The sequence below is a fragment of the Nocardia sp. NPDC059228 genome (genome assembly GCF_042754245.1).
In the GTDB taxonomy this organism is placed as follows: Bacteria; Actinomycetota; Actinomycetes; order Mycobacteriales; family Mycobacteriaceae; genus Nocardia.
On sequence record NZ_JBHZAL010000004.1, the window covers coordinates 179,553 to 193,761 of the forward strand.

9 protein-coding genes are annotated in these 14,209 nt (G+C 70.8%); 4 read left to right on the top strand and 5 right to left on the bottom strand.

Annotated elements, in window-relative coordinates:
- The first annotated feature begins 120 nt into the window (after window positions 1–120).
- Complete coding sequence (locus ACFXKA_RS09090) at window positions 121–1,518, top strand: metallophosphoesterase family protein (protein ID WP_379426743.1); 1,398 nt, start codon at window positions 121–123, stop codon at window positions 1,516–1,518.
- Between the two features lie 212 nt (window positions 1,519–1,730).
- Window positions 1,731–2,003, top strand: coding sequence for a hypothetical protein (locus ACFXKA_RS09095; protein WP_379426744.1), 273 nt, complete (start codon window positions 1,731–1,733; stop codon window positions 2,001–2,003).
- 304 nt (window positions 2,004–2,307) lie between these two features.
- Here ACFXKA_RS09095 and ACFXKA_RS09100 read toward each other — a convergent pair whose 3' ends face one another.
- The 5 genes from ACFXKA_RS09100 to ACFXKA_RS09120 all read right to left on the bottom strand — a co-directional run bounded on the left by ACFXKA_RS09100 (window position 2,308) and on the right by ACFXKA_RS09120 (window position 12,055).
- Window positions 2,308–3,501 carry a hypothetical protein gene (locus ACFXKA_RS09100; RefSeq protein WP_379426745.1) on the bottom strand — a complete coding sequence of 398 codons (1,194 nt, stop codon included), beginning with the start codon at window positions 3,499–3,501 and terminating at the stop codon, window positions 2,308–2,310.
- A gap of 332 nt (window positions 3,502–3,833) precedes the next feature.
- Window positions 3,834–8,297 (bottom strand): SbcC/MukB-like Walker B domain-containing protein, encoded by a 4,464-nt coding sequence (locus ACFXKA_RS09105; protein WP_379426746.1) that lies wholly within the window; start codon window positions 8,295–8,297, stop codon window positions 3,834–3,836.
- Window positions 8,297–9,736, bottom strand: coding sequence for a TIGR02678 family protein (locus tag ACFXKA_RS09110; RefSeq protein WP_379426747.1), 1,440 nt, complete (start codon window positions 9,734–9,736; stop codon window positions 8,297–8,299). The genes ACFXKA_RS09105 and ACFXKA_RS09110 overlap by 1 nt, the downstream gene beginning before the upstream one ends.
- Window positions 9,736–11,286 carry a TIGR02677 family protein gene (locus tag ACFXKA_RS09115; protein ID WP_379426920.1) on the bottom strand — a complete coding sequence of 517 codons (1,551 nt, stop codon included), beginning with the start codon at window positions 11,284–11,286 and terminating at the stop codon, window positions 9,736–9,738. Before ACFXKA_RS09115 ends, ACFXKA_RS09110 begins: the two co-directional genes overlap by 1 nt.
- A gap of 196 nt (window positions 11,287–11,482) precedes the next feature.
- Window positions 11,483–12,055, bottom strand: coding sequence for a heme-binding protein (locus ACFXKA_RS09120; protein WP_379426748.1), 573 nt, complete (start codon window positions 12,053–12,055; stop codon window positions 11,483–11,485).
- 232 nt (window positions 12,056–12,287) lie between these two features.
- Between ACFXKA_RS09120 and ACFXKA_RS09125 the strand changes: the two genes are divergently transcribed.
- Both ACFXKA_RS09125 and ACFXKA_RS09130 read left to right on the top strand, forming a co-directional pair.
- Complete coding sequence (locus ACFXKA_RS09125; protein ID WP_379426749.1) at window positions 12,288–13,463, top strand: sensor histidine kinase; 1,176 nt, start codon at window positions 12,288–12,290, stop codon at window positions 13,461–13,463.
- Window positions 13,460–14,101, top strand: coding sequence for a response regulator (locus ACFXKA_RS09130; RefSeq protein WP_379426750.1), 642 nt, complete (start codon window positions 13,460–13,462; stop codon window positions 14,099–14,101). Before ACFXKA_RS09125 ends, ACFXKA_RS09130 begins: the two co-directional genes overlap by 4 nt.
- Window positions 14,102–14,209 lie beyond the last annotated feature (108 nt).

The window sequence follows — 14,209 nt, forward strand, 5'->3', positions numbered from 1 at the left end:
CCGCCCGGATATGACCTGAATTGTCCGGAACCGGAAGCTGATCGGTCATGTCCGGGCACCTGGCGGTTCAACTGGTGACCGTACCGTCGCGGCTGAGGGATCACGGCGGACGGAGATGTGATGCTGGAACCGCGACTTCGGACCATGTGGCTGGCCAACGCGGCGAGCGGGGCGGCGGCTGTCGCCGTGCGCACGCCGCGCCCGGTGTTCGCCGCCCAGGCCCGGCGGGCGCAGCGCGAGGCCGTGGTGGCCTCGGATCTGGAAGTCGTGACGGTGACCGATCATTCGGCCGTCATCACCTGGACGACCCGGACGCGGAACCGGGCGGGGCGACTGCGGCCCGCGCCCGCCGACACCGAGCTGCGCATCGCTCCCGCCGACGGGCGCGGTGTGCCCCGTGTCCTGGTCTTCGAGGGCATGCGAACGGCGTACCACTATGCCGAGGTCCGGGATCTGGAACCGGGGCGCGCCTATCGATTCGAGGCGTACTCCGACGGGCAGCGCGCCGTGCCCGCCCGGACACTGGTGACGCGACGGTCCGGAACACCTGAATCCACTGGCATTTTCACCACCTTGACGCCGCCGCCGGGGCGGCTGCTGCGGACCCTCGCCCTGGCCAACGACCTGCATTACGGCGAACCGGCCAGTGGGCTGTTCGCGGGACTCTTCGAAGGGCTGCGGCACAGTACCGACGAGTATCCGGAGTTCATGCTGCAGGCCATGCTGGAGGATCTGCGCCTGCCGGATCGTGAGGCGGACCATCTGGTGGTCGCGGGCGATCTGACCGATTCGGGAACGGCCGAGCAGTCGCGCGGAGTCCGGCACAGTCTGGACCAGTGGGGCAATCTGGGCCGGGATTACTTCGTGTGCAGGGGAAATCACGATGTCCGGCCACCGGAGGAGACCGACCACTGGGGTCAGGTGTTCCACGCCCGGGACCGGCTCGTCGAATACTTCGTGGGCGGCCTGCGGCTCATCGGGCTCGACACCACCCGGGCGCGCGGCGCCGGCGGCACCCTCGACCCGGCACAGCTGGCCCACCTGCGCGAACTGCTGCGCGGCGAACCCGACCGGCCGACACTGATCTTCGGTCACCACCCGGTGACCAGGCATGCGGCGGTGAGCAATCCGGGCGGGCCCGGCTTCGTGCTGGATAGGTTCAACGCGGCCGCGCTGCACGCCCTCTACGCCACCGCGCCCGGGGTGTTCCTGCACCACAGCGGCCACACGCACCGGAATCGGCTGAGCCGCCCCGATTCCGGGATCGGTGTGGAATTCCTCGAGGTGGGGGCGGTCAAGGAGTATCCGGGCGGGTACACCCTGGTGCGGATCTACGAGGGCGGCTACATGGTGAACTTCTGCAAGACCCGGTCCGAGGCGGCGCGGCGCTGGAGCACGCGCACCCGCAGCCAGTACCTGGGCATGCACCCCGATCACGCACTGGGCAGTTTTGTCGATCGCAATCACGTCGTCCGGCGTGATTTCTCCGGCCTGTGCGCGGAGCCCAGGGCGAGTTGACCAGCAACACACCGGTTGACGCACCGGTAGGTCCGGTCAATACGCCCACAATTCCCGTGCTGTTCGGCATACTGCCTGATGCGAGTGCGCGCCGCCCCACCTGGATCACCTACCCAGGCCCGATCGGATAATCGCGATGTCCCTTCGTTCACCGCTGTGCGCGCGCCGCGGTTTCGGCATCCCGGGTTCGGCACTTCTCTAGCAACGGAGGCATGGTGGGCAGGCAGGGCGGGCAGTACCGTACGATTCACGGCACACTCCAGCACCAGCGCCCACCCGTTCGCGTCACCCGGCGCCCCGCCCAACCTGCCCGAGATGCCGTATTCGCTACCAGCTGGCTGATTTTCGAACTGCCCACCGCGGTCCTGCTGGCCGTGTTCGTCGGCACCGGCTGGCTCGGCTACCTCCAGCACGCAGGCACCCCGGCCCAGCCGCGCTCTGCCGTAGTGGTGCCCGCCGATACCGCCCGCCCGGGCGCTCACTGAGTCGGTTCGGTACCAGACCCGGCGATCCGACCGGCAGCTCGCGGCCGCGGCGACCAACCGCGAGACCGATTGCGCCACTGAGCGTCCGGGTCGTATTCACCAGCCCGGACGCCGATACCAGCGACGGCACGATCACCGCGCGTCGCGTCACGGCGGCCGCGGTGTGCTCCAGCGGAATGCTGCAGCGGTGGATCAGGCCCGGAAGACGACGCCACCCCGGTGCCGCTGGCTGCGGGTCACCGGGGTGCTGGCGGGCGGATCGGCCGAAGCTGGTGCAGCGGCGGCCGATTCGGCGCGAAGGGTGTCAGTCGTCGAGGGAGCTGCCGTTGCGGGAGCGCGACGCGGCGCGGGCGCGGCGGCGGGCGGCCTGCAGTTCGGCGAGTTCCTGCTCGAGGGTCTCGGCGATCCGGAACTGGCCGGTGTCATAGACATTCAGCGGCGGGACCGGATCGGTGAGATCGGCGAGCGGGGAACGGTCGTCCTCTTCTTCGGTCTTGCGGCTCTTGCCGGTGGCGGAGCGGCGCTCCTTGTCGGCGGGTTTCGCGGTGTCCGACTGGCTTTCGGCCCGGGCAGGTCGCGGCTCGACCACCTGGGCTTCGGCATCGACGGTCTTCTCGGGCTCAGCGGGAGCCGCGGGAAGGGCCGGGGTGGGAGTCGGCACCGCCGAGGGGGAAGGGCGGCCGGGCCAGGAGACGACGGTGGGCATGGAGCGGCGGATTTGTTCGCCCGGGTCCGGCAGATCCCGGATCTGGTCCGTGGCACGCACGATGGCCAGACCGTACCGACCGGCCGCGGCATTGTGGATCAGCAGCGCCACACCGATCATCACCGGTGCGATGGCGTGCACGGCCACTTCATACCAGCTGCCGTTCTTCAGGTACGGGTAGGTGTTGAGCATGACGGTCAGGCCCAGCAGCGCGAACTCGGCCACCACGACCTGCCGGCGGCTGTCGATCACACCCCACTCGGCGACCTTGTTGGTGCCGATCATGATGATCACGAGGCAGACGCTGATCATGCCTTCGAGCAGGTAGCTGAACCAGTAGAGCGGATCGCTCGCCCCGCCCGGGGCGATGTTGTGCTGCACGTTGACCGCGGACCAGAGCATGCCGGCCGCGACCACACCGGCGAGCGCGCGCTGACTCCACGCCCGATGCTTGTACAGGGACGCCAGTTTGGCGTGCGGGCTCGATTCCCGCCGCTGAGCAGCGATCGCCTTGCGCGCCAGCAGCAAGTCGCGAATGTCGGCCTTCTCAATCTCTATGGTGGTCTGTCGGGCCCGATCGGCCGCTGATGCCGCGGCCTCGGCCTGTTTCCAGCGCTGCGCCCGCTCCTGCTCGCGGATGCGCTCGGCCAGCTCGCGCTCGGCGACGAGCTCGGTCTCCGACAGCGCATCGGTGAGAGCGGGATCGTATTGGTATGCCAGCCGTCCCCGGGCCTTCTCGACCCGTTGCGCCAGCTGGGTGACCTCGTCCTCGCGCGGATGTTCGATCGTCAATTGGTCCCCCGTTCAGGGAGTCCCGATGGCTGACAGGTGATTCCGGTAGGCACGGAGAACATTTCTAGTCGATACACGCCCAACCGCGAAACTGTTGATTTGCCGATGGTCCAATCCTTACGGCGCGCCGCGCTGCGACACGCGGAATTGAGTGGGAGTCAGGGCAGTACGAAGACGTCGTCCGATCGGCTGTCCAGAGGGGTTGCCGACCGAAGTTCGGCACCACCATATAGGACCCGGTCGCATCGCGCAGGAACCGCGACCCGCACGGGTGAAGCTGCGTGGGCGAAGGATCGAAAGACGGGCGGACGGTGGGAGATTCGGCGCGGGGGTCAGCTGATCGTCTCGAGTTCCTCGTCCAGCGGGATCGCGCCCTCCAGGCCGTGGGGGAGGCGGCGGCGGTTGGGGGAGCCGAGGGCGGTGGTGAGGTCGGTGCCGTCGTGTTCGGCCAGGAGATCGTCGGAGTCCCAGACCAGCAGGGTTGCGCTGACGGTGTTCTCGGCGGCGGAGTGGGCCAGATCGTAGTGGGCGCAGGCCGGGACGTGGGGGTAGGTGATCCAGAGGTCGTAGCCGGTCATGAAGAGGTCGAGATCGAATTGGACGGACAGGCCGAGGAGTTCGCTGCGGCCGTTGTCGTCGACACCGGCGAAGGCCTCGTCCAGAGCCAGCAGGCGAGGGGCCTGGGGGTCGGCCGAATCGAGCATGACGTGGGCGGCGGCGAAGAGCGGAAGGTGCAGGGACACCGACTGTTCGCCGCCGGAGAGGGCGCTGTGCCGGGCGACGGTGAGGCGGTCCTCGGCGCCGTCGGCGGTGACGATGGTGAACGAGAAGACGCGCCAGGTGCGGTAATCGAGGGTGGCCGCGAGGATCTCGGGGAACGAGCGCTCCGGGTGGGCGGCACGCGCGGTGCGGATCTCCGCGGCGAAATAGGCGCGGATGGTGGACAGGTCCTCGGGGGTGAGCTCGGCGGAGTCGCGGTCCAGGAGCTTGCAGACCGCGCGGGCCGGCTCGGCGAGATTGTCGGCCAGCACCCAGTGCACGCCGATGGTGTTGCCGGAGGACATCCGGCGCTGCCTCATCTCCGCGCCCATGCGGGAGATGAGATCGCGGGCGTCGCAGGTGCGTTCGTGGATCTGCTGGGCCAGCCCGGTCAGCAACGCGTCCTCCAGGATGCGGCGCTCGGCGTCGGTGAGCAGCAGCTCCTGATCGCGGCGGGCCGCGCCGATGCGCTCGGCGAAATCGGCCAGCGCGGACAGGCCGTGGTCGTCGTGCACCTGCACCACGGTGAGGCCGTCGGCGGCATCCCAGTGCAGGCGATAGTCCTGGCGGGCCGCGGTCAGCGCGGCGTCGAACTCCTGCAGGGCGGTGGTGACCGCGCTGCGGGTCGACTTGCGGGCCGCCTCGCCCGCGCGCACCGAAGCGGTTGCGGCGGCGAGATTCTCGAACAGGGCGGACACCTCGGCGGGCAGCACCGTGGGCTCCTGCTCCGGATCGCCGTTCTCGATCCGGTACAGCAGCTGCTCCGGCGTCGACCACGCGGCATCACTGCTGGGCCAGCGGCTGTCGGCGGGGGCGCCCAGCAGGCTCAGCAGATCCGGGCGCGCGTACGGGGCCAGATGACGGACGTCGGCGAGCAATTCGGTGAGCGCGGTGCCCAATGTGTCGTGGGCGGCGCGGTGCGCGCCCTCGGCCGTGCCCACCGCCTCGATGGCCTCGGCCGCGGCCTTGCGGGCCGCCTTCTGCTCCGCCCGCGCCGCCTCGATCTTCTCCCGGGCCGCGTCCAGCTCGCGATCGATATCCGCGGCGCCGGCGCCGAGCGCCTCGCGCAGCGTCTCCAGTTTGCGCAGCTGCTCCTCGTACCCGGCCCGCGCGGCCTCGGCCTCTTCCGCGAATGCCTCGGCCAGGTCCTTGGATTCCTCGAGCCGGTCCCCCGCCTCCCGGGCCCGCTCGTGCTCGCGCTGATGATCGCCGCGCAAGCGCAGCAGCGCCGTCCCGGCGTTCTCGAAATGGCGGACAGCGGCCGCCAGCGCATCCAACTCGGCAGGATCGCGCGGTGCGCGATGATCGGCCGCGATGGCCCGGACCTTCTTGTCCGCGTTGGTGTATTCCGCCACGGCCTGATCCAGATCCCGTTCGGCCTGGCCAGCCGCTTCCGAGCGCGAGCGCAGCATGCCCGCCGCCTCGGCGACGCTCCGCAGCGCGGCGGTGACCGCGGTGGTCCGCGGCAGCGCCTTGGCCGCCGCCGAAATCCGCCCCAGCTCCGCGGTGGCGGCCTGTTCGTCGGCTTCGGCGGTATCGGCCTCGCCCACAGCCGTTTCGATGGCAGCGGCCAGCTCAGCCAGCCGCAACTCGCGCCGGCGCGCGCGGGCGGTGGTGCCGATGAACTCGGCGTCGGATTTGACGTGCCGGCCGACCTGCACCCCCTGCCGGAACCGGCCGTCGGTGGCGATGGTGAGCTGCCCCTCCGCGCCGACAGGGTGTGCCTCGGCCCCGGTGGCAGTGCGCCCCTTGCCATCCGCGCCGGCGGCCGTGATCGACCCGGCGACCTCGTGCAGCGCGATGGACGCCAGAATGCCGGAAACGATCTGGCGCGGCACGGTCAGCGTGCCCGAATCATCCTCGGCGACAAGCACATCGGCGAGCGTGCGGCCGGTGGGGCGCAACTGCGGCGGCAGCGGCGTCAGGAACTGGTCCGAAGTATGGTCCGGCAGTTCGGCATCCGCGCATACCCAGGCGTCGAGCAGGTTGGCGGCCTGTAGCGCCGCCTCGATCCCAGCTGCCTCGTGCGCACCGACGCCGTCGGCGAAACGCACCAATCGCCACAGCGGCGCGCCGGCCCGATCGGGTCGAGCATCGGTACGCGCGGCGAAGGCCGGTGGCGCGTCGTCGCGTTCGGCCGCGACCCGCTCCCGCTCGGCGCGCAGTTCGCCCGCCCGTGCGGTCGCCCGGGCCGCCCGCGCCCGCGCCTCCTGCCGCCGCGCCCGGATCTCCTCGGTCAGCGGTTCGGTGCGTTCGGCGAGCACTTCGGCCGGTGTGGCCGGAACGGAGCCGTCGTCGAACACGTCGACCGGTCCCCGGCCGGTCGCAGCCGTGTCGACGGGTCCGCCGCCATCCGGTCCTGTCGCCGAACGCTTTCCGCCCGCCTTTCCGGTTCCGTCCTGGGCCGCCGAGTCACCGCCGGTGCGAGACCCGGCCCCCATCGCGGCCTTCGTGCCGCCGGCCGGTCGCGGGGGGTGCTCGGTGCCGACGTGCCCGAAGGCGCCGTCGAGCGCCTCGAACAGGCCGTTGCGAATCGGCGCATATACGTCGCGGTGGGTGTCCCACCAATCGCGCAGGGACACAGCGGTGTTCGACCGGGCCAGGGCCACTCCGGCTTCGGCCTCGGCCAGTTCGGCGGCGGCGGATTCGCGCAGCTCCACCGCGCGCTGTGCGGCGCGTTCGGCCCGGGTGCGTTCGGTGACGGCCTGGTCGACCAGGGTGAGGGCGCGGCGGACGGCACGGACGTCGGCATCGCGCTCCTCGGCGTGGGAGCGGACGGTGGTGGTGAGGTGCTCGGCGCGGGCCGATTCGGGCAGGGCCGACCAGCAGATGCCGGCTTCCTCCGCGGCGGTACGGAGTTCGTCCTCGCCGCGGGACAGTGCCGAGGCGGCGTTGGTGACGGCGGCCTGGGCGCGTTCGGATTCCTCGAGCCGCTGGTCCACGGTCTGACGGGATTTGAGGGCCTTGTCGCTGTGTACGGCGGCGGAGGTTTCCAGCCGGCGGACGGCGCCGGCGAGATCGTCGAGCTGCTGCTTGCCCTCGTAAGCGCTGGAACGCTGGAGGGTTTCCCGGTCGGCGAGGGCCTGCTCGTAGGCGCGGTCGGCGTCCTCGGCGCGGGTCTCGGCGGCCGCGCGCTCGGTGTCGCGGCGCTTGCGCAGGGCGGCGGCCGCGTGCAGGGCGGTGCTGGAGTGGGTGACCGCGTCCAGGCGCACCCGCACCTGGTCGATGTCCGTCTTCGCCTGCACGGCAAGGTATTTGCGGTAGACGTTGACGAAATCGCGGGTCGCGGTGTCGGCCTGGACCAGGCCCTCGAGGGTGCGCCCGACCTCCTCCATATCGCTGAAGGAGCGGGCGGCGTCCAGGATCAGCTGCTCGTCCAGCGGGCGCAGACCATCGGTGAGCGCCTGCGAGAGGCCGCGCGGGTCCAGGTTCTTGGCCAGCTGCGGGCGGCGCAGCGTCAGGATCAGATTGATGAGCTGGTCGTAGCGCTGCTGCCCGAGCCCGAACATGCGGGCGTCGATGGCCGCCCGGTACTCGACCGGCCGGTCCACGATGGCGTCGGAGCCGATCTGCTCGGCCAGCTGCTTACGGGTCAGCGGCCGGTCGTCGGGGCCCAGCAGCGAGAAGTCCACGCCCACCCGGCCGTCGGCGACGAAATACCAGCGGGTCACCTTGTCGTTGGAGCGGGTGGCGCGCATGCCGATGCCGATGGTGACCGTCTCCGGCCCGGTCCAGCTGCCGCGCGCGAACTCCATCCACACGTACGAGTAGGCCGATTCCTGCTTGCGGTACAGCAGGTTCGACTTCATGGTGCGTTCTTCACCCGCGAACGGATTGAGCCGCCGCGGCTCGATCCGCCCGTCCAGCACGAACGGGAACAGCACCTCGAGGGCCTTGGTCTTGCCCGAGCCGTTGGGCCCGCGCAGCACCAGCCGCCCGTCGGCGAAGCAGAACTCCTGGTCGCGGTAGTCCCACAGGTTGATGATGCCCGCCCGGGTGGGGACGAAGCGCACTCCACCGTGAATGTGGTCGGCCATCAGTTCCCGGATCCCTTCTCTGTCGAGCTGTCCGCGGGCGCTGTCCTGCTGTCCGCGGGCACGGCGTTCGCGCCGAGTTGTGTGGGGGAGATGAACAATTCGGTCTCCGCGCGGGTGCGGACGGTGACGATCGCGCCCCGGTACCGGGCCAGCGCGGGCAGGATGAGCAGGCCGCCGTCGACCGGCTCCACCAGCCGCAGCCGCTCCAGCAGTGAGACCGCCTCGGCGGTCAGGCCCGGCACATCGGCCTGCCACTGGGCGGCGAAGGTGTTGCCGTACCGGTCGGTCAGCATCTGCACGGTGTCGCGGATCCACGACGACTCGAGGAACGGGAAGTCGGGGATCTCGGGCTCGGCCGCTTCCACGTCCGAATCCTCGTGCGGCCCGAAGACATCCGTCGGATCCGCGAGCGGAGCGAACACGGTACTCGACGGAATGGCGGTGTCGAGCTGCTCCACCAGATCCAGCAGCGGGCGGTCCGGCCGCGGCCGGCGTAGGACCGGATTGTCGATGTCCAGCACCAGATCCGCGATCTCACCCGCCAGCAGCAGCGCCACCTGCGCGAGCGTGCCCGTGCCCGGGAACCGCACATCCGACAGCCGCCCCGAACTGTCGATCAGCGCAACGCCTTCCGCGCGCCGCTCGGCCCGCAGCCCGGTGAGGTACTCGACCTCGGCGACCAGCTTCTCCTGCCCCAGCAGCGAGCGCTGCGGCTCGTCGAGCTCGTCGGCGTAGACCACGGGCTGCTCGACCAGGGCCCGCCGGACCTCGCGCGCCGCCAACGCCAGTGCGGGGGAACGGGTATCGGATCCGCCCGCCTCCTCGCCGAGCAGTCCGGTGACGCTCTGGAGATGCTGCAGCGCCCGCGGCGGCCGGAACAGCGCGAAGACCACCGATCGGTCGATGTCGTAGAGCGCCTCACCGGCCTCCGGGTCGCTCGCCCAGCCCCCGGCGTCGCCGTCGGCGAGGGTGACCGCGCCGCGCGCCGCCAGCCAGCCGACCGCGTCGACGAACGCATCCCGATCCGCGGCCCGATCCGGCGCGAGTTCCAGGCCCTCCACCCGTTCGGTGTAGGCGGCCACCTGATCGGCCAACTCCGACAACGTGATCTGATCCCCGGCGCGACCCAGCGCGGCCAGGGCCAGGGCGAGGTAGGCGTAGCGGCGGCGATCGAACAGCCGGTCACCGGTGGTCCGCGCGGGCCGTCCGGCGTCGAGCCGATCCAGCACCGGGAACAGCCGCGCCGTGGTCTCGGTGACCTCCAGCCGATACCCGAACAGCTCGGCCAGATCCTCCCGCAGCTCCGTCGCCCACCGCCGTAGCAGCGGCAGCGCAATGCGATCCGGATACGTGCGGGTGACCAGGTGATTGGCCAGAATCACCCGCGCCGCACGCTGATAACTGTCCAGCGCGAGCGAATCGATACTTCGCGCGTGCATCAGCCCACCTCCCCGCCGCCGACAGCGCCGCCCGCGGGCGTGACCGACGGATCCGGCCGATTCGACTGCGCGGCAGGGAATTTGCGACCACGCAGGGCAGTGGTCTCGCGGACCTCGAGTCGCCGGTTGTTGAGGTGCAACACGCCCTTGGACGTACGGACGAGTGTGGACCCCTCGTGCTCGGACACGGTGAGTGTCACGCCGTTGTCGGAGCCGGAGGTGCCCGGTACCCGCCCGCTCACCGGCACCCACGCGGTGGAGGCGGCGTCGAGCAGTTTGAGCAGCACCTCGGTCTCGCCCTCGTCGAGCTCCCGCTCGTAGAGGTCGGCGGCGGCCAGCGAGCGTGCGGCCTCCGCGCGGGTGCGCTGGGCATCGAGCTGTACCTGGCGCAGGCGGCGAATCCCCGCGTCATTGCGCTGCAGCCGGGCGGGCGCACCCGGCGTCGGCGGCCGCCCGGTCTCGGCGAGGGTGCGGGCGATCTCCAAAGGTGGTGCGTCCCACCAGGATCGGATGGCCGGAATCACATCGGCGTCCGGGTGCAGCATGGCCAGATGGCGGGGACGGCCCAATCCGAAGACGGCGTCATACAGTGCGTGCGCGGCCTCGGCGGTCGGGGCGGCGGTGAACCATCCGGCGAGGTGTCGCAGCGCCGATTCCCGGCTGACTCCGCCCTTGCGGGTCTCGGTGACTCGGCGCAGCAGCGAGAGCACGGCCGCGATGGCGCTCATGGTCGCTTCGCGCAGCCGCTCGCATTCGGTGAGCCCGCCCTCGTCGTCACTGATGAACCAGCCTCGCAGCCCCTGCCAGCGCGCCCGCCAATCCGCTTGGCGCTCAGCGGTATTCAGCAGCACCCGCTCGTCACAGCGGGCCGCGCGTTCGACGAGATCCTCGACCCCGGTGTGCTCCACCTCACGGATGGCGGTGGCCAGCCGCGGCGCGAAACGCGCCAGGTCCATGGAGAATTCGCGCATGTGCGCCAGCAGTGCGTCCTTGTGCGCGAGGAAGGCTTCGGGGGTGGCCTCGGTGGTCCGCACCAGATCGCCGAGCGTGAGATAGAAGTGCGCCGCCCGCTCGGCCAGATCCGACAGCGCCCGGTCCAGCCGGTTCAGCACCCGGTAGACGCGCGGCGCGTCCGCGCTCTTGTTGGCCTCGGCGAGGGTGTGCAGATCCGCCAGCAGCTCCGGCAGCACCAGCCGCGAGAGCGCGGCCTCGTCCAGCCGCGCCGCCAGCACATCCGAAACCGCCCGATATGCCTGATAACCCGCCTGCGAGAACTGATAGACGAAATGCCGGTTCCGATACTCGGCCAGCGTCGCCGCCCGGGTCCCGTCGTAACTGCGCTCCAGCACACCCCACTGGTGCAGCTGCTCCAGCAGCGGACCCACCTCGGTGGCGGTCAGCGCGGGCGCGCCCGGGCAACGATCGAGCGAGTCGGCGACATCGGAGGCGTGCAACAGCACCACGTAGGCGGCGCGGGCGGTGTCGAAGGCCCGCAACACCCACAGGTAATCGGCCCGTTTCTCGGCGGTGGCGAAGGAGAACAGACGCAGCCGGTCGGCGTCGCTCCGCCTCTCCGCGCTTGGAATCTCCTCGGACCCGACCCCCCTCGGGTCGGGCAGCAATCCGTCAGCGGACTCGGTCACCGGGAGAAGGTTAGTACTCCCTCCCGACCGGTTCGGAATCGTGCCGAGTGTCGGCGCGCCCGATCGGCTCCCCGATGACCGATTCCGGGTCCGCGATCGCCGGTCAGTTACCGAGCGCGGCCACGCCCGCCTGCGCGAGCTTCTCGTCCTGATCACCGCTCGGCGCACCCGCGACCCCGATGCCCGCGATCGGCGCGCCGCCCTTGGCGGCCACCGGGGCGCCGCCCGCGAGGAACAGGGTGCCCTGGATGTCGGCCAGATGCGGCGCACTGTCGAGGCGCTTGGCCAGCTGCGAGGTCGGCGCGTTCCAGGAGACCGCGGTGAAAGCCTTCTGCTGCGCGGACGAGTAGGACTGCGGCCCGGCGCCGTCGCCGCGCAACGTGACGACGGTATTGCCGTCGCGATCCACCACGGCAACCGTCACGTGCTGGTTCTCCTTCACCGCGGCATCCAGCGCGGCCTGCGCGGCCTTGGTGGCGGCCGCAATGGTCAGATGGGTGCTCTGCTGCAGGTTGCCATTGGCGACATCTGCCGCCACCGGGGCCTTGCTGCCCGGATCGGGGTCCTGCGCGTTGACCGACACCACGCCGATCACCCCGGCGGCCACGACCGCCGCGGCCGCGCCGCCGATGACGAGGCGCTTGCGGTTGGAGCTGGACTGCTGCGGGGTGGTCATGATGTCCTCCACGGATTCTCGGGTGAAAGCTGTTCGCTCTGTTCGCATTCCAGCTTGCTGCCCAGACCGGCCGGGCACATCGGCGCAGCGGCTGCGAATTCGCGCGCGGTCCGGCTGATCCCCGTGTCAACCGATCGGATGACCCCGGGAGCGGTGGGGCACGGCAGAATGAGGGTGTTTGTCCATGTCACTGAGTGTTTACCCACGTCACTGCCGCCGAGGAGGTGCCCGCATGCCGTCTCCGGACCGGGTGGGCGTGCAGCCCCGTGACGACACCCGGTTACTGGGCACCATCGTGCACAGCGCCTTCTACGTCCTGCTGGCCGCGTCGATGCTGCGGTTCGTGCTCCGCCACCCCGACAGTGCCCGCATGCCGTGGGTGATCGGACTCTCGCTCGGACTGGCCGTGCTCTATGTGCTGAGCGAACTGCGTGCCTCCCGTCGTGTGCTGCTGTTCGCGCTACTGGTGACCGCGTGGGCGGTATTGGTCGTCCTCGCACCGAGTTTCGCCTGGTGCGCGGTGCCGCTGCTCTACACCGGCCTGCGGATCCTCCCGCTGCGTGTCGCCCTCGCGCTGGTCGCCGGGCTGACCGCGCTCGTGGTCCTCGCTCAGTCGAAGCTCGCGGGCTGGGCCGATCCCAACCTGCTGCTGGCCCCGCCCGCCGTCGCCGCCCTCAGCACCGCGCTGTTCGTCGGCCTGATCCGCCAGACCGAACGGCAGGCCGCACTCATCGACGACCTGCGCGCCACCCGCCGGGAACTCGCGGCCACCGAACGCCGCGAAGGCACCCTCGCCGAGCGGCAGCGTCTCGCCATGGAGATCCACGACACCCTGGCCCAAGGACTTTCGAGCCAGCGCATGCTGCTGCAGGCGGCCGACCGGATCTGGGACAGCGAACCGGACCAGGCCCGCGAGCACGTGCGCAGCGCGGCGGCCGTCGCGGAACACAACCTCGCCGAGGCGCGGCGCTTCGTGCACGACCTCGCGCCCACGGATCTGGCCGCGGGCGGATCGCTGGTCGCGGCGCTGGAGGCGATGGCCGAACGGGAGCGCGGCGACTCGCTCAGCGTGCGCATCCACGTGGAGGGCGCGCCGGTGGGACTGCCCGCGGGCGTGGCGGCGGCGGTCCTGCGAATCGCGCAGGGGGCGTTGGCGAATGCGCGCGAGCACGCCGCCGCGACCGCGGTCACCATCACCCTGACCGACCTCGGTGACCGGCTCGTCCTCGACATCGCCGACGACGGACGGGGTTTCGACCCCGCCGCGACCGCCACCACCGCCGACCGCGGCCACGGCCTGCCCGCCATGCGTGCCCGCCTGCGCCAGCTGGGCGGCACCCTCACCGTCGAATCGGCGCCCGGAGACGGCACCGTCGTCTCCGCCGAAGTCCCCCTGGAGCGGTCGTGACCGAAGCCGAAACCCCTGTCCGCCTGGTGATCTGCGACGACCACGTGGTCGTCCGCGCCGGCCTGCGCGCCCTGCTGGGCAGCACACCCGGCATCGACGTCGTCGGCGAAGCGGGCAGCGGCCCGGAGGTGGTCGCCCTCGCCGAGCGTCTGCAGCCGGACGTCGTGCTCATGGATCTCCAGCTCGGCGGCGACATGGACGGCATCGAGGCCACCCGCCGCATCACCGCGGGCGCTGGTGCGACCCCGCACGTGCTGGTGCTCACCACCTACGACACCGACGCCGACATCACCCGCGCCATCGCCGCCGGCGCGACGGGCTACCTGCTCAAGGCCGAACGCCCCGAGGAGCTGTTCGCGGCGATTCACGCGGCCGCGCAAGGACGTACGGCATTGTCCCCGCCCATCGCGGACCGGGTGCTCAACCGCATGCGAAACCCGCAGCCCGCGTTGACGGCCCGGGAACTGGATATTCTCGGCCAGCTGTCGCAGGGGCTGGGGAATCGGGAAATCGCCCGGGCGCTGCATGTCAGTGAGGCGACCGTGAAGACGCACCTGGGACGAATCTACGACAAGCTGGGCGTCGACAATCGCGCCGCGGCAGTCGCCGTCGTGAACGAGCAACGGCTCCTGAAGTGAGTTCCAGCCCCTTGGGCGCAGCCTGCTGCATGAAACCGAAGAGGTAACCGGCCACGCGCGGCATCTGAATCTCCTCGCTGCGCCGTGAATTGCGGGCGAATGCCCGCA